The organism is Mesoaciditoga sp. (assembly GCF_054006115.1).
In genome coordinates this window covers 18,002-35,005 of the sequence record NZ_JBPNHS010000036.1, presented here as the reverse complement: position 1 = coordinate 35,005, position 17,004 = coordinate 18,002, and the positions used below count along the sequence as shown (strand labels likewise).

The following is a 17,004-nucleotide window of genomic DNA, read 5'->3' as shown; positions in this document are numbered from 1 at the left end:
GGGGGAAGTGCCAACGCAAGTTGGCAAAGGGGGAGAAAAAGATTACCAAGAATAAGAATTTAAAAGTTCTTGCAAGGAATTTAAGGAAAGACATGACTTTATCCGAAACGCTATTATGGCAATATTTGAGGAAAGGTCAGATGTTAGGATATAGGTTTAGAAGGCAAGAGATAATAGGAAATTACATCGTTGATTTCTTTTGCCGAAAATTGAAATTAGTGATAGAGATAGATGGAAGCAGTCATGACGAAAAATATGAGTTGGATATGAAAAGGCAAAGAGAAATTGAGAGTTATGGAATAACCGTTTTGAGGTTCAGTGATAAAGAGGTAAAAGAAAACATTGAAAGTGTTTTAAGAGGAATAGAAGTATGGATAAAATCATCAACCCTCCCCGCCAACTAACGTTGCCACCCCTCCCACTCTGTGAGAGGGGACTCAAATATCATGAGATTCACTCTGTCTCTAAATAAGAGGTGTCAACGAAGTTATTTTCATATAGTCTGCCCCCATTTATGGGCAAAGTGGCGGTGAAGCAATTTTATATAGTAAGTCTGCCCCCGCTTGCGGGGGAAGTGGCGGCAGAGCTGCCGAAGGGGGAAAGACTCCAATTCAGAAAACTGGAATTTTCCAATCACTTTTATTGAGAAGGTGATTTTCAACGAGAAAGGTCATCTTGCTTTTTTTTCTAATTTTGTTGGGAACGGCACTTATCCTATTTGCCCTTCCTGAATGGGCATTGGTGCTATCTGGTGGAGGAGCACGCGGCGCTTACGAGGCGGGAGCCCTGAAAGCCATAAAAGAGGTAGGACTGAACGTAAAAGGTGTTTACGGAACATCGGTTGGATCGCTGAACGGTGTATTTTACGTTCAAGGTGATGTGGACGAATTGTACAAAATATGGCAAAACCTCTCTTTTGAAAGTGTATTGGAGCTCCCTTCTACCTCTTCTACAAGTGTTTTCAGGCTTTCTCTTCCCAAAATCTATAAGGTTCTTTTATCTGGTGGATTCAACGTTTCGCCTTTGGCATTCCTAATTTCCAAATATCTCGATGAAGAAAAAGTGAGGAAAAGCGGAATTAACTTTGGGCTGGTAACGATTGACATTTCAAATTTCACTCCTTTGGAATTGTATCTTTCAAACATTCCAAAGGGAAAGCTTCTTGATTACCTAATGGCAAGCGCGAATTACCCTCTTTTTAAAAGATGGAAGATAGGAAATAACGTCTATATAGATGGAGGATTTTACAACAACGCGCCAGTTGACATGGCTTTGAAAAAAGGCTTTAAACATGTATTGCTTGTAAACGTTTCTGATATCCCAATTTTTCTTCCCAAAATTCCAAAAGATGTTGAATTCAAGGTGATAAATCCATCGGGTCCGATTGGAAGCGCGATGGAATTCGTCCCATCTCAAGAAAGAGTATGGGAAGAGATGGGATATTTAGACACGATGAAATTCTTCGGAAAATTAGTTGGAAGGAAATATTATATATACCCATCTTCAAAGAACATTTTAATAGATACCATGCTGAAAATGAATAAAAAAGAAGTTGAAAAGTTGGCGAATATTCTTGGTGTGAATGTGAAAAATGAAAGCGTAGATTTTGCAGTTTACGAAAAGATCTTGCCAGAACTTTTAAATTACCTTCCTTCTTCTTCTTTTGAACAATTAAACCTTTCTTCCTTAGAATACGCCGCTTCATATTTAAATGTTCCACGATTGAAAGCGTACACGCAATATTTGCTTTGTCAGGCTATAGTGAAAGCTAAAATTCCCAAGCGTCCATTTTGGAAATCGTGGGAGAAAAAAGATTTGAAGCTTGTTGAATTCGTTAAGGAAATATGTGAAAACGTGAAAAGCGAAAATGAAGGTTAAAGTTTGTTGACCATCGAGACGATAATATGTTAGAATGAAGAAGTTTCTTAAGAATAAAAGGAAAACTTTACGGAGGTGAACTTAATGAGAAAGAGGAAAGAAGGTTTTACGTTAGTTGAGCTTCTCATCGTTATGGCTGTTATAGCCGCTTTGATGGGAGCTTTGGTGCCTGTTGCGTTGAATGCGATAAAGCATGCGAACGCTACAAGAATAGCGGAAAATTTAAGATCCATTGAGAGTGCCGTTCAAAATTACGCTTACAGCGAACACAAACTACCGGCTTTGAATACTCTGGTAAATGGAAATTACCTTACTGGAAAAATAGATACAAGTGAGTACGGAATTTATTATTATGATGCGAGTAACACTAGTTGGGAACAGACAAGTAATACTCCAATCAGCGAAAACGCTACCATAGCAATTGTATACAGCGGGAGTGCCGCTAATCCTACTGATGTATACAATGCTTGGCAAGAAGCAACTAGTGTTACTAATTTTGAAACTGATTCTGGTCTTCCATCAGCTGGTGTAGGAGTTACCACAGTTATAGCCAGATACTGGTGATAATCAATTAAATCTTTAATAATTAAAGCCCACATAAAGTGGGCTTTTTTGTTGCCGTTCTTACCCAAAAAGCCAAAAACGCTTTCTTTTATTGTATAATGTCTTAAAGAATATTGAAAGGAATGTTGAGGTATGATAGGAGTTATATGTGATTCCGGAACAGATCTTCCAAATGAAATTTTAGAAGACAAACGTGTAAAAATGGTTCCGCTGAAAGTCATATTAGGCGACAAGATATACAAAGATAGATTTGGAATAAATGAAGAAAAAGTTTTGGAATTCATGAAACAAGGTTTTCCAAAAAGCTCTTTGCCAAATGCAGATGAAGTTAAGAACGCCCTCATGGAAATGGTAAAAGATGGGTACAACGAAATAATAGGCGTGAATATCTCAAGTGGATTAAGCGGCACGCATAACGTTTTTAAGATGGCCTCTTCTGATTTCGTAAAAGAGTTTCCTGACATCAAAATTGAAATTGTAGATTCTTTGAACATATCGATGGGAGCGGGGTTTTTGGTTTACAAAGCTTTGCGGTCGATAGACAGCGGGGCGAGTTTTGAAGAAGTGATAAATGAAGTGAAGGCTTCCATTGAAAAATCAAAGCTTTTCTACACGATTCCGACTTTGAAATTTTTGAAAGCCGGTGGAAGAATAGGAAGGGTTGGCGCGACGATGGGGGAGATATTGAGTTTAAAGCCGGTTATCTCCGTGGACAAAAACGGAAAGTACTACACCGTAACCAAGGCTCGTGGCATGAAGAGGGCAGTTGATAGAATGCTGATAGATTTGAAGGAATTTACAAAGGATAAAAAGGTTATTGCGCTGTCCATCTACCATTCTGGAAAGAGTTCTCAAACACTTGAATTGGTGGACTACATACAGGAAGACTTAAAGCCTTTAAACGCCGACGTGGTTTTTAAAAAGAGCACCACTCCTGTGCTTTTGGTCCATGTTGGAGATGGGCTAATAGGTGCTGGCGTTTTAACGGAATAGATTGAATTTCTTTGATTTCATTCTTTTCTTCTCTTCGTACATCTTCATATCGGCGATGGCTATCAACTCGTCTTGTGTGCTTCTAAAATCATATTGCGCGCAACCATGACTCAAAATCACGTTGTAAGGCTTTTGACCGCTTTCGTTTAGGCGTTGAAAGTCGGTTTTGACTTTTTGCCACATTTTCTCCGAATTTTCCATAGTGCAAGATGGGAATATCAAAAGAAATTCGTCTCCTCCTATTCTGCACAGCACGTCTGATTTTCTTATATTTTTGAGCATCAGCTTAACAGACGTTTTTATCAATTCGTCCCCGCAAGCGTGACCGAATTTGTCGTTGACGTGCTTGAGGTCATTTACGTCTACAAAGCATATTGAAAGGGGCTGTCCACTTCTTTGTGAAGATTTCATCTTTTCACTGAGTATTGCCAGGCCAGTTCTTCTGTTGTAAACGCCGGTTAATTCATCATAGGTGGCGTACTCTTTGAGTTTTTCTTCTATTTTCTTTCGTTCGTTTACGTTTTCAAGAATTCCAAAGATTGTCAAAGGATTTTGATTTTCATCGCTTTTTATCACCTTTCCGCGAGCCGAGATCCATTGCCATTTTCCTTCACGTGAGAGCATTCGATATTCGACATCGAATTGTGAATTTCTGTCTTCCACGTACTTTTTTAACGATTCAAAGACGTTTTCAAAATCGTGAGGATGTACCAATTTCCGAAATGATTCGATAGAATCGTTGAAATCGCCAAGATTGTAACCCAATTGGATGAAAATTTCTTTGGAAATTTTCAAATTTTCCTCAATCACGTCGTATTCGAAAACAGAGATTCTTGACGATTCCAGCGCGAGTTCGTAGCGTTTCATGATTTCATCTCTGCTTTGCTGTAATCTTTTCAATTCATCCACGTCTAAGGCTGAGACCACGAGCATTGGTTCACCAAATAGCTCCACTTTTTTTGAGCGGAGATCCACCCACTTTTCATTTCCGCTCTTGGTTACGATCTTAACGGCGTATTCCTTTACGGCTTTGGCACCTTTAATTCTTTTCAATCCCCTTTCTTTCACCATTTCCACGAAATCAGGATGAATAAGCTCCCAAAAATTCATTTTAGAAAGTTCAGAATTTGTGTACCCACTCATTTCACACGCCATTCTGTTAGCGTATGAAAACTTCAAAGACGAATCGATTAATACTATTCCAACTGGCGAAAAATCGCTTAACGTTTTGAACTTTATCTTGCTTCTGTTTAATTCCTCTTCCAGGACTTTTATCTTAAAAGCGTTCGCTGCCAAATTTTTAAACAATTTTACGATTTCGCAAGAACGCTTGCTGAAATGTTTTTCACTTTCTTTTAGAATGTCTATTCCTATTCCCGCCACGTTTTTATTTCCAACTTTCAGATCGAAGACCAACGATTCTTTTAAAGGTTTAATGGCACCGGCGAATTTTTTTCTCGTTTCATCTGAATGCAAATCCAAAGTGTTTTTTACCAACAACACTTCGTTTTTTGGAAGCTTAAATTCATCTTCATCGAGTTCCAATCTCTTCAAAGCTTCCAAATCGTGGCACACGGCATCGACGAACTTTACCTTTCCATTTTTGTATATAAAAGCGCTTCCACAATCCGCTTCGTGAATTATTTTCATCAATTTCCTTAACATTCGTGAAAGAAAATCGCTCGCATCGCTTTCAAATGGGTTAAGCGTGGAGATGAATTCTATCAATTCTTGCATTTCTGGTGGAAATTTTTTCATATGATAATCATTTTCCATTATATGCCCCTTTCACATAAAATGTTTATACAATTATAACATAATGATGCTTAACACACCACGTCGTTGAATTAAATTATTCGCTGTGGTATCATAGCTACAGAATTAAAAGCTCCTCGGTTATGGCAAGGCTTGGAGGAGGTATTAAAAAGCGGCTTGATGTACGTTAAGAGTTAAAAAGTAAGTTTGATAAGCGAAAAGGAGAAAGCATGTTAGAAGATTTTCCACAGGACATGAAACTAATGGTGGATTTCGTGTCTAAAGTGAATCCCTTTGAAGACGATGAAAAATTTTTTGAAGGAATTTTAAGAGTTACCGCTGAATTGGTTAAAGAAGCGGAATATGGCGTTTTGTTCCAAGTTAACGAAGATACGGTCCTTATAAAAGCTTCGTTTGGATACGACAAAAACATAAAAAAGATACCTTTTTCCGCTTTTTTGTCACTGCTCAATTCGTCTTGTGAAACGAAAAATGAAGAATGGAAAGAAGCGGTTTTTGAGACAACTGGAGTTGATTTAAAGGAATCGCTTTCCTGTATTTTGTTTTCAAGTGGAAGCGAAAAGTTCGTTGTTGATCTGGGTATCGCATCTAATGAAAACGTATTTTCACAGCGTGATTTAAAGAAGATGAAATTGTTTTCACATCTGGCACACAACATTTTAAGGGTAAGAGGGATGGGAAAGTCTCTCGATAATGAGAGGGAAATTTACAAATCCATCTTGGAAAAGAGCCACGATTCCATAATAATTTTCGATGACGGAAAATTGCTCTTCGTTAACGAAGAAGTCAGCCACCTAACCGGATACTCTAAGGAAGAGCTTTTGACTATGAACGCGTGGAATGTAGTTCATCCAAAAGATTTTCCGCGTCTTATGAAGTATCATAAGAAAAGAAAGAACGGTGCTATGGCACCAAAAGAGTACACAGCCGTGATCATAAGGAAAGATGGAAAGGAAAGATTGTGCCATTTCAACACTAAAACGATTTATTTGAACGGTGAAGCCGTTATGTTAGCCTCGTTAAGGGATATTACCGAAGAAGAAAGAGCAAAAGAAAAGCTGAGAACGGCGAATTTAGAGTTGAAAAACGCTTACAAAAGGCTTGAAAGTTTAAACCTTCGTTTTCAAAATATAAGTACTTTGTTGGCAAAGATGGGAATTTCTGAAATGAGTGAGAACGAATTTCTCAACCAGGTTTTGAAAAGCACACTTCAAGTCGTACCCGTCGCGAAGTACGGTTCACTTTCTCTCATAGATGCCAATGAATGGCGCTTTGTGGCGGCTGTTGGACACGACATTCAAAAATTGAGAAAGCTTCACTTAAATTCTAAGTACATTCTTAACAGTGACAAAAAAGTTATAAATAACATACTTGAATTTGACGAAAGAATAATTCCGGATTCATTACTCGAAAAGTTGAAAGAAGCCATTTTACCGATAAAACAGACGATAATGGTTCCCTTAGATCTTTCCGGAGATAAAGAAGGATTTTTGTGTGTTGACATTCCTAAAAATAGCGACAAGCAATTTTCTCCAGAGGACGTAAAGGCGGTTGAAAGTTTTTCAAAGATAGCCTCCGCCTTTTACATATTGAGAAAGTACTCTAAAGCTCAAGAAGAGATGAAGAACAAGATCACGATGATGCTGACAAAAATTCTTGAAAAGTACGATCCTTACACTGAAGGTCATTCTGAAAGAGTTGCGAATTGCTCGGTTCGTTTAGCAAAGATGTTGGGATTTGGTGAAGATGAATTGAAAAAGATCTGGCAAGAGTCTATACTTCACGATGTGGGAAAGCTTTTTGTTCCATTGGAAATTTTGAACAAAAAAGAAAAGCTCACGTTGGAAGAGTTTGAAGAGATAAAAAAGCATCCACTAGTGGGTGCGGAGATCGTAGAAGAAGGCGCGCAGCTTCACGACGTGGCGTTGATCATAAAGTGCCATCATGAGAGGTGGGATGGCAAAGGCTATCCGCGAGGAATAGCGGGTGAAGAGATTCCGATAAATTCGAGGATAATGGCGATATGTGACGCTTACGACGCTATGACAAGTGATAGGGCATATCGTCGCGCGAAGAAAAAAGAAGATGCCATCGAAGAAATAAGAAAAAATGCGGGAAAGCAATTCGATCCCAAGTTGGTTGAAGAATTTCTTGAGATGATTAAAGATGTGGAAAGCTTTGAGTCTTGAGTAACAGGGGGAATGGCGTTGAAAATCGTGGTTGCCGATGATAGCAAGATGTGGCGGGCCATTTTGAAGGATTTTTTATCAAAAATGGCCACGATGTTATAACCGTTGAAGATGGCTTACAAGCTTATTCGAAGATATACGAAATAAGTGCCAACGCCCTCATTTCCGACGTTGTAATGCCTGGATTGAACGGCTATCAGCTTTGCAGGATTTTGAAAAAAGATCCCAACCTCAAAGGTATGCCGATTATTCTTTTGACAGGTTCCGCCGATACCGTGGACAGGTTCTGGAGCATGTACTCAGGGGCGGACGCGTACATAGAGAAGAGCTCTCGCAACGCGCTTGAAAACGTCGAAAAGATGTTGGAAAAATTCAAATGGGAAAACAAAATCGCGCCGAGAAACGGAAAAGAAATGTTCGCGACGCTTTTGGACGAGTTGTTGACGGAAACAACTTTGAGAGCGGAAACGAGAGAACTTTCAAATCACGTTGAAGACATGGATTATACAGTTCAAAAGATAAGAAATTTGTTGAAGAGCATATTCAACGTTGAATCCATCGCCATACTCGTGATAAGCATGAGTGAGATGCTGCTTTACTCTTCTTCTAAAAATCCCAGGGAGATGGAAAGAACTTTACTTTCAGAGATGAAGAGACCTTACTTTCCTTCGCTTCACACTTACAAAACTTTAGCTGGAAAAGAGGAATTTTCCAATTTGCAGGGGATTTACAACGTTATCTCTTACGACGGAAAGGAAGAAGGCGTGATAGCGCTTTGGAGAGAAAAAGAATTTTCTTTAAGGGAAAAGGCGTTGCTTTCCATAATATGTGAAGAGCTTGGTGGTATATTCAAAATAGGCATTCAAATGAACGATTATCGTAAAGACGCTTATTTTGATGATTTAACAGGCATCGCGAACTTCAGGGCGATTGAAGAGCATCTCGAAAAATTGTGGAAAGCTGGCAAAGATTTTGAACTTTCAATAATAGACATCGATCACTTTAAAAAAGTTAACGACACGTACGGTCATGAAGTTGGAAATGAGGTTTTATCCGGCCTGGGAAGTATGCTTAAAGAGTTCGGTGAGAAAAATGGCATTTTCGTTGGGAGATTTGGCGGAGAGGAATTTCTATTGATATCTGAAAAAGTCCACTTTCTTACCGATATGCTGGAAGAGTTTAGGCAAAAGGTAAAAGAAGCCCATTTTTCTAAAAGTGTGCCAGAACTCACAATTACCGTTAGCGCCGGAGTTGCAGTAAGAGACGATTTGAAAAGCTTCACCGAAACCATAGAGTATGCCGATAAATTGCTTTACGAAGCTAAGAAAGGCGGGAGAAACATGGTGAGAAGCTATGAAAATCTCGGATAAAACCGTTTCCATAATCGTTTTTGTCATATTTGGGATAGCAAGCCTTGTTTTGTTCGCGTTTTTATCAAAGATAAAGATGCAGGGAAATGAGGCCCTCGTTCCTAAAAACGATCCATACCTTGTGGCGATGAAAAAAATGGAAAGAGATTTTGGCGATTCAGATGAGATAATGATCATAGTAAAAACGAATGGCTTACTCAAAAAAAGTAACTCTTTGGCGTTGTACAAGGTGGTAGAAAAGATAAGGAAATTAGAAGCGGTGAAAAGTGTTCAATCCATCTTTGACGCTGCCGATGTGAAATTCAGCCTTTTTAAAGGATTGAAATACACGCCATATTTTAGGAATGGAATCCCCACTTCAAACGCGAAAGAGCTTCTCAATTCAAAACTCTACGTTGGAAACCTCATAGATTCCCACGCGAAGGTAACGTCTATAATCGTTTATCTCAAAAACAATGCTAAAAATATGACTAACACTTTGGAAAATATTTTAAGGAGTTCTCTTCCCAAGGGCATGAGATATTACATTACGGGCAATGAAGTGGTGAATTCTTTTATGAATTCGTCAATCTTGATTTTGGCCATCTTTTATCCACCGTTTCTTTTTGGCCTTATGTGGCTATTGTACTTTTTAAGGTTGGGAAATCTGGTTGGCGCCGCCATTCCGCCTCTTCTTTCAGCCATAGCCGCTATGTGGACATATGGACTTGCCGGCATGCTTAACATTCCCCTTAACATGATAAACGCCACTGTTGGGATATTCATAATAGTTGTAAGCTCATCATATGGGTTGCACTTTTTAGACAGATACATGTTTAACCGTTCAAAGTTTGAACATCACGAAGCCGTTTTGAAAACCTTGAGAGAAGAAAGCATACCGATAATCATGTCTGCCTTAACGACCATTGTTGGATTCATTTCTTTTGTTTTCACAGGTATAGGCGCTTTCAAGACGTTTGGAATTTTAGTTTCAATTGGAATAGGTGTTAGCGCCATTTTTGCCATCATTCTGATACCCGCCATCGCTGAATTTTTTGATATTCATAAAAAGAATATCAGAACTCTCAAATTCAAAACTTCTTTTTCTCACAGATTCAACAAATACGCTATCATCGCAACGCTCATATTCGTTGGATTGTCTCCACTTTTTATGAGCTGGATAAATGTGAATTCGGATGAATTCGAGTATTTTAAATCCAATTCGACGGTGAACGCTTCGGCGCGCGCTGCCAAAGAATACTTTGGATGGGTGCTTCCCTTTTACGTGATGGTTGAAAAAGATCAGGCGTTTACTCAGGAAGATTCGTACAATTTGGAAAAATTCATAAGTGATATCGAAAAAATTCCCGGCGTTTCCGGAGTCAACTCCGCAATTGACATTTCAAAATCATTTAACGTTCCTTTTCCGATTCTTCAAACACTTTCGAAAAATCCAAAGTACGCGCCTTACTTTTCAGAGTGGTTTCATGGTAATACCACACGTTTGCTGGTAAAAACGCCTTTAACAGATACGAATAGCGCTCAAAGGATAGCGAAGGCCATAAAAAAATTGGGAAAACGTTTTTCACAATACAAAGTGGAAATAACTTCTCCTTCCCTTATCTATTCCGTTATGAACGATTCCATAATGCAAAACCAAATTTACACAATAGTTATGGCTTTCATATTCATACTTGTACTTCTCATCATAACTTTTAGAAGTTTTATACCTCCGTTGATCGCTTCCGTTCCGATCGTTTTAACTGTTGTGTTTAATTTTGCGATTATGGGAATTTCAGGTATAAATTTGGAAGTTTCGACGGCGATAATATCCAGCGTGCTCATGGGATTGATAATAGATTATTCCATCCACACCATAAGTCGTTACCGTATGATAAAAAATGTTGAAGAAGTTATAAATGAAGTGGGACCGGTTATACTTATAAGCGCTTTTGGCTTGATGGCAGGATTCGCAACTTTACTCTTTGCGCCATTGCGCCTTTACATGCAACTCGGGTTTTTGCTCTTAGTTGGAATAGCCGTTGGCGCGTTTTTGACCATCGTTTTCGTGGGGGAACTTTAAGGGCTTACGACAAACGAAAAAAAACGCAATAATTAAGCTTAGGTAAGCGCAAAAATGGCCGTAACAATCTTTGTTGTGATAAAATACATTTGGTAAGGAAAAATACAGAGAAAAAGCATCTTTAAAAAGGTAAAGGAGATGTGCGAAAATGAAAAGGATTTTGGTTGTTGGTGCAGGAGGACAGATAGGTTCAGAGCTCACGACGGAATTGCGTAAAAGGTATGGATCGGAAAATGTCGTGGCAAGTGATAAGAGAAGACCAGGCGAAGAGATTTTCGAATCGGGACCATTTGAGTTGCTTGATTGTACAGACAGAGACGCGGTAAACCGTGTGGTTCAACGCTACAAGGTTGACACGATATACCATTTAGCCGCTTTGCTTTCCGCTGTTGGAGAAAAAAATCCTTTACTTGCGTGGAATGTGAACATGGGCTGTCTTCTAAATGTGCTGGAAGTCGCCAAGGAGAACAATTGTGCTGTGTTCTTTCCAAGCTCGATAGGGGCTTTTGGACCGAATACCCCTAAAGACAACACACCACAAGATACCATTCAGCGTCCAAACACGATCTACGGAATAACAAAAGTTGCTGGTGAGTTATTGTGTGATTACTACCACCAAAAATTTGGAGTCGATACGCGTGGAGTGCGCTTTCCGGGTCTCATCTCTTACGTGGCTCTACCCGGTGGCGGTACCACGGATTACGCCGTGGAGATATATTACGAGGCTTTAAAGCATGGGAAGTACACCTGTTATTTAAGGCCAGATACGCGTATGGACATGATGTACATGCCTGATGCCATAAAGGCCGCCATAGATATCATGGAAGCCGATGAAAGAAAGCTAATTCATCGAAACGCTTTTAACATAACGGCGATGAGCTTTTCTCCAGCGGAAATAGCGCAAGAGATAAAAAAACACATTCCAGATTTCGCCATAGAGTACGATATAGATCCAGTTCGCCAAGCCATTGCGGATTCGTGGCCAAATCGAATAGATGACAGCGCGGCGCGTGCCGAATGGGGATGGAAACCGGAATACGATCTTGAATCCATGACAACGGATATGCTTGAGAAATTATCGAGTAAGTTATCAATTAAATTGTGAGGAGGGGTAAAGATGCCTTTAGCGAAGGTTAAAAAAGCTTTGCAAAATCATTTGAAGGAACTTGAAGAAAAGGGAACACTGAAGGGTGAAGAAGCGGTTATTACTGGCATAAAGCCAGCGGAAGGCAAAAAAGGAGTAAGGTATTTCATAGAAGGGTACGGAGATAAAGAATTCCTCAGGATGAACGCCAATAATTACCTTGGAATGGCTTTAAATAAGGAAGTTATAAAAGCTGAAGAAGAGACAACGGAAAAATTTGGAGCCGGTCCGGGCGCGGTGCGTTTTATAAGTGGGACTTATTCTCCGCATAAAATGCTTGAAAAAAAGCTTGCAGAATTTCATAAAAGAGAAGATTGCATGATTTTCAGCGCCGCTTACGCTACTGTTATGGGAATAATTCCACCACTTACAACGAAAGAAACGATAATCATAAGCGACGAATTGAATCATAATTGTATCATCAACGCGATCAGGCTCGCAAAACCAAAAGACAAGAAAGTCTACAAGCATAACGATATGAATGAACTTGAAGAGTTAATCAAACAATCCGTGGGGAATGCGAAACGATTGATCGTGGTAACTGATGGCATATTCAGCATGCGCGGCGAATGGGCGCCTCTCAACACGATAGCCGATCTCGCCGAGAAGTACAACGATAAATTCGAAGAAGGCGTGATAACCGTCGTGGACGATTCGCATGGCGTTGGAGCGATTGGGAAAACCGGCAGGGGCACGACGGAATTCTTGAATGAAAACCGTATCGATGTCTTAGTCGCGACCCTTGGAAAAGCGTTAGGCGTAAACGGTGGTTACGTGGTAAGCGATAAAACGGTTATAGATTATCTGCGTGAGAGCGCCCCGCTGTACATATACTCCAATCCAATTACCCCGGGCGAGGCGGCGGCTTCATTGAAAGCCGTTGAAATATTGGACAGCGAAAAGGGACAAGCGCTGATGAAACATCTTCATGATATGACAAAGCGCTTTGAAGATGGTCTTGTCAATTTGGGTTATGAAGTTATTAAGGGAGAGCATCCGGTTGTTCCCCTTATGATACGGGATACCAAAAAAACGAAGGATCTTGTCAATTTCCTAATGGAAAACGGAATTCTCGCCACAGGCCTTGCTTTTCCGGTTGTTCCAAAGGGCGATGAAGAGATCCGCTTCCAAATTTGCGCAGATCACACGGAGTACGACATTGACTACGCGTTAGAAGTTTTAAAAAAATACAGAGATACCCATTGATGAAATTAAATAACACCGCCCCTCCAAAAACAAAAATGGAGGGGCTTTTTGTTTTATCTTAAAAGTTTAAAAATTTTAACTTTGCTTTGTTCGTCGCAACGCTTCTTTATTGAATGCGGGTATTCTTTTCATTATAGGTAATGTCAGCAATGGATATATGAATAACATTATCGGATATCCTATCATTCTCGGAGGCATCAAAACGGCGTATGGAACCTTGAAAAGGGTGTGTATAAAATACGGCACCATTATCATGTCCGTTATAAACTGTCCAGTCCCTATTGCCACAAAAAGGGATAGAAAGTTGAGTTTTCTTCTAAATGCGTATTTGTACATGACAGCCGGAATCCATCCGGTTAACGCGGACGTGAGCGTAAATTGAGGCATGTACGCGCCCATTGGGCTCACGAAGTAACCCACAAGATCGGCTAATGCTCCAACGATGAGACCGTCTAATGGTTCAAAGATAAATCCAGCCAAAAATATTGGCAGCGCCCCTATTCCTATTCTTACCCCTTCCACGCCGAAAAACGCCATTCTCACGGATAAAAATCTTTCTAAAATGACGCTTAACGCTATGAAAGCGGAGTTGATGGTTAATCTTTTCACGTTTACGCTTTTTTGCATTCATTTCCCTCCTATCTGATTAAAATAAAAAGGAAACGGAATTTTTGAATTCCGTTTCCCATATTTTACGGGCTGGAAACGTTGAAACAACGCCCTTTTACCTACTGTTGGCGATATTATAGTACATTTGAAAGGCTTATTTCAAGTATTCTGTAAGCCTTCTTAGCCCTTCTTTTATCAATTCTTGAGATGTCGCGAAAGAAAGGCGCACGAATCCTTTCATATCAAATGCGTCGGCTGGTATCATGGCCACTCCCGCTTTTTCCATTAGTTCCATGCAAAGATCTTCTGTGCTCTTGTGATCGTTCAAGAATTCATTCACGTTGATCATGACGTAAAAGGCACCTTTGGGTTTGAAAAAATCAAAATTAGCCTTTTTAAGCAAATCGCTTATCAGATCACGTCGCTTACGGTATTCATCCATCATGTATTGTGTATCGACACTTAAGGCTTTAAGCGCGGCTTTTTGTGCTATCGAATTTATGTTAGAAGTTGTGTGAGACTGTATTTTTGAAATTTCTTTCGATATTTCCAATGGTGCCGCCGAGTAACCTACTCTCCAGCCGGTCATAGCGTGGCTTTTTGAAAAGCCGTTTATCGTTATAGTTCTCTCTCTCATTCCATCCAGAGAAGCTATGGAAATATGTGGAAGGTCGTACACCATTTTTTCATAAACTTCATCGGCTATAACGTATAAGTCATGTTTTATAGCCACTTCCGCAAGCATTTCAATGGTTTTTAGATCGTAAACTGCCCCAGTAGGATTATTTGGAGAGTTGAAAAGAATCGCCTTTGTCTTATCGTTTACAACGTTTTCGATATCTTCTTTTTTTGGAAGATAATCGTTTTCAGGAAACGTTTTTACTTTTACGGGTCTAGCTTTCCACAGTTTTACTTGGGGAAAATATGTTATCCACGCCGGTGTTATAATGATGACTTCGTCTTCTGGGTTTAGTATGGCACCCAACGCGTTGAAAAGCGCTTGCTTTCCTCCATTTGAAACCACGATTTCGTCCGGTGAATAAGATAGGCCGTTGTCTTTTTTCAATTTTTCACAGATACCTTCTCTCAATTCCAATATACCGCTCGATTTTGTGTACTTCGTGAAGTCTTCGTTTATAGCTTTTATAGCTGCTTCTTTTACTTCCTGGGGAGTGTTGAAATCAGGTTCCCCAGCCGTGAAAAGCACCAGATCTTTTCCGTCTTTTTTTAGTTCTTTAGCTTTTGAATCTATTCGCAGCGTTAGTGATGCTTCGATCTCTTCCACGCTTTTAGAAGTGGCTTTCATATTTGTTTTCTCCTTTCAATAACTCTTTTACTTTATCATCAATTGCCAATCCAAATTGGCATCTTTATCGAATTTCATCTGTAAAAAAGCGCCTGAAACTAAAGGATATTGCAAAAGGGATTTTACGATCTTTCCAACGTCTATGTATGCAATTAAGAACGCTTTGTTCCACGTTGAATTGGCAAAAAACGAATAATTGCCCATCTCTTTTGCGCTATTTGAAGAATCGATAAATGTTTCAGCTTTTTGAGGTTCCATGTCAGTTATGACTATTTTGTTCGGATAGAATATGGTGAAGGTATGGGTGGTTTTTGTCCCTTCAACGGTGTCATCCCTCGTGACGGTGTGACCTTTCCACGTGAATGTGGCCGAAGCGTCCTTTGAGAACTCTGGTATGTATTCTGACAGATCTTTTGCCAGGTAAATCGTGGCTGCGAAATTCGTATCTTCAGATGAGAGGCTCGCGTCCAAGAACGCTTTTCCATTAAGGTGTTGTGTGATTTTTCTTCCTTCGTCTGTTGAGATCGCATGATCTTCTAAATTAAAGTCTTGTGCGTACTTTTTTATCAAATCGTAAAAACCAACTGGATCGGCAATGTCTACAGCTGCCCATAGATCTCCCGTCGCCGGCATTTCTTCCAAAGAACGAGCATTTGGATTGAAAGATATCAGTTTATCCCTCAATTTCGCATCGTTGTATTTAAACTTCGACGTTCCCTTTAAAACCAATGCGTTGTTTTCCACCATGGCGTATCCATATCCATCGGTGGGGACCATTTCTAAATTTTTGGCAGGCACGCTGTTTTTCGTATAAAATTCAAACCATATGTTGGATGGTATCTTTTGAGAAAAGGTAAATGAAGGGTATTTCCCCTCGTATGTTTTTATAGATTGAGATATCAACTCAGGATCGTTTGAGATAAGGGTGTAGCCCTCGTGTTCCATTACGTAGAGTGTAATTCCGTTCGTTTCAAATGTGTTCATGGTGTAGTTATCCACGTTTTTCTTACCGACATTTCCGCCAACAAGCGCGGATAAGAGGTTCAGCAGTATTTTGGACTTTCCCTTTAAAACCACTTCAAAGCTTGGCTGATTGCTTTTAGCCTCTTTTAAATTTAGTTCTTTGACATTCGCATTTCCAAAGATGGCGAAATCATTTTTGGTAAATTGCCACACTTGAGATGATTTTACCCCGATTGAGACGGCGGTTTGGCTTACAGATGCCTGAATTAGATTTTCGATTCCCAGATCGTTAAGCAGAAATGAGAAGACATTCACCTTTTTCAAAGCGTCGTAATTTTGAGAATTGTTTGTGAAGTTAACGACAAAATTGGCACTTTGAGGAACGAAACTCATTATTCCTCCAGCAAGAGCCAATGAAGACAGCGCGATAACAAGGAACAGAACGTATACCTTCTTCATATAGATCACTCCTTTACTCTTTTAAAAGAGAAAGTTTTCTAACGTGTGAAACTTCCTCGCGTATTATTTTGGAAAGTATTTCCTTAGACTTTTTTTCTCTAACCATGTCGTACAGTTCTTCGTAAAAGATAACCGTTTCTTTTTCAATCGAGATTGCGAAGTCAAGCAATTGGTTTAGAGTCATATTTTTGGATTTTTCCTTCATTTCCTCAAGACTCGGGAATATTTTATTTTCAACTATGCTCCTTATGTACTTTGAAGCCTCTTCCCAGAACGATGGATCGGTTTCCTCAACAAGTCCTTTTGAAAGCTCTTTAAAGGTTTCGGCGTGCTCTCTTTCTTGGCCTGCCAGATATGAAAACAGCTCTTTCTTTCTATCGTCTTCAAGTTTTTCAGAAAGGAATGTGTAAAATTTTTCCCCATCTTCTTCTATTTTCAAAGCCATTTCAAGAAGTTCATCAGCCGAATAAAGGTAATCCTTCATT

At 39.6% G+C, this 17,004-nt stretch carries 14 protein-coding genes; 9 read left to right on the top strand and 5 right to left on the bottom strand.

Annotated features, from left to right (window positions below; all coding sequences use genetic code 11):
- The first annotated feature begins 20 nt into the window (after positions 1-20).
- From ACXJIN_RS07140 to ACXJIN_RS07125, 4 genes are all read left to right on the top strand, one after another.
- The gene (locus ACXJIN_RS07140) at positions 21-404 is read left to right on the top strand and encodes an endonuclease domain-containing protein (RefSeq protein ID WP_456400841.1); all 384 of its coding nucleotides are present in this window, start codon (positions 21-23) and stop codon (positions 402-404) included.
- A gap of 271 nt (positions 405-675) precedes the next feature.
- Positions 676-1,878 carry a patatin-like phospholipase family protein gene (locus ACXJIN_RS07135; RefSeq protein WP_456400838.1) on the top strand — a complete coding sequence of 401 codons (1,203 nt, stop codon included), beginning with the start codon at positions 676-678 and terminating at the stop codon, positions 1,876-1,878.
- Between the two features lie 84 nt (positions 1,879-1,962).
- Positions 1,963-2,442: a competence type IV pilus major pilin ComGC gene (locus tag ACXJIN_RS07130; RefSeq protein ID WP_456400837.1), complete on the top strand. Its 480-nt coding sequence runs from the start codon at positions 1,963-1,965 to the stop codon at positions 2,440-2,442.
- Between the two features lie 132 nt (positions 2,443-2,574).
- The gene (locus ACXJIN_RS07125; RefSeq protein WP_456400836.1) at positions 2,575-3,435 is read left to right on the top strand and encodes a DegV family protein; all 861 of its coding nucleotides are present in this window, start codon (positions 2,575-2,577) and stop codon (positions 3,433-3,435) included.
- Here ACXJIN_RS07125 and ACXJIN_RS07120 read toward each other — a convergent pair.
- Positions 3,424-5,211 carry a sensor domain-containing diguanylate cyclase gene (locus ACXJIN_RS07120; RefSeq protein ID WP_456400835.1) on the bottom strand — a complete coding sequence of 596 codons (1,788 nt, stop codon included), beginning with the start codon at positions 5,209-5,211 and terminating at the stop codon, positions 3,424-3,426. The two genes, ACXJIN_RS07125 and ACXJIN_RS07120, sit on opposite strands and share 12 nt — an antisense overlap.
- Positions 5,212-5,420: 209 nt before the next feature.
- On the opposite strand from ACXJIN_RS07120, the gene ACXJIN_RS07115 reads away from it, so the two are divergent.
- The 5 genes from ACXJIN_RS07115 (at position 5,421) to ACXJIN_RS07095 (ending at position 13,182) form a co-directional block, all read left to right on the top strand.
- Entirely contained in the window at positions 5,421-7,400 is a 1,980-nt protein-coding gene (locus tag ACXJIN_RS07115; RefSeq protein WP_456400834.1) for an HD domain-containing phosphohydrolase, read from the top strand.
- Between the two features lie 50 nt (positions 7,401-7,450).
- Positions 7,451-8,770 (top strand): GGDEF domain-containing response regulator, encoded by a 1,320-nt coding sequence (locus ACXJIN_RS07110; protein ID WP_456400833.1) that lies wholly within the window; start codon positions 7,451-7,453, stop codon positions 8,768-8,770.
- The gene (locus ACXJIN_RS07105; RefSeq protein ID WP_456400832.1) at positions 8,754-10,832 is read left to right on the top strand and encodes an efflux RND transporter permease subunit; all 2,079 of its coding nucleotides are present in this window, start codon (positions 8,754-8,756) and stop codon (positions 10,830-10,832) included. The genes ACXJIN_RS07110 and ACXJIN_RS07105 overlap by 17 nt, the downstream gene beginning before the upstream one ends.
- Positions 10,833-10,980: 148 nt before the next feature.
- Positions 10,981-11,937 (top strand): L-threonine 3-dehydrogenase, encoded by a 957-nt coding sequence (locus tag ACXJIN_RS07100; RefSeq protein WP_456400831.1) that lies wholly within the window; start codon positions 10,981-10,983, stop codon positions 11,935-11,937.
- 12 nt (positions 11,938-11,949) lie between these two features.
- Positions 11,950-13,182 (top strand): aminotransferase class I/II-fold pyridoxal phosphate-dependent enzyme, encoded by a 1,233-nt coding sequence (locus ACXJIN_RS07095; RefSeq protein ID WP_456400830.1) that lies wholly within the window; start codon positions 11,950-11,952, stop codon positions 13,180-13,182.
- 75 nt (positions 13,183-13,257) lie between these two features.
- On the opposite strand, the gene ACXJIN_RS07090 is transcribed toward ACXJIN_RS07095, so the two are convergent.
- The 4 genes from ACXJIN_RS07090 to ACXJIN_RS07075 form a co-directional block, all read right to left on the bottom strand.
- Positions 13,258-13,809, bottom strand: coding sequence for a folate family ECF transporter S component (locus ACXJIN_RS07090; protein WP_456400829.1), 552 nt, complete (start codon positions 13,807-13,809; stop codon positions 13,258-13,260).
- Positions 13,810-13,945: 136 nt separating this feature from the next.
- On the bottom strand, positions 13,946-15,097 hold the full coding sequence (aspC, locus tag ACXJIN_RS07085; RefSeq protein WP_456400828.1) for an aspartate aminotransferase: 1,152 nt from the start codon (positions 15,095-15,097) through the stop codon (positions 13,946-13,948).
- 27 nt (positions 15,098-15,124) lie between these two features.
- Positions 15,125-16,519 carry a hypothetical protein gene (locus tag ACXJIN_RS07080; protein ID WP_456400827.1) on the bottom strand — a complete coding sequence of 465 codons (1,395 nt, stop codon included), beginning with the start codon at positions 16,517-16,519 and terminating at the stop codon, positions 15,125-15,127.
- A 13-nt stretch (positions 16,520-16,532) separates the two neighbouring features.
- Entirely contained in the window at positions 16,533-17,003 is a 471-nt protein-coding gene (locus tag ACXJIN_RS07075) for a ferritin-like domain-containing protein (protein WP_456400826.1), read from the bottom strand.
- Position 17,004: the final 1 nt, after the last annotated feature.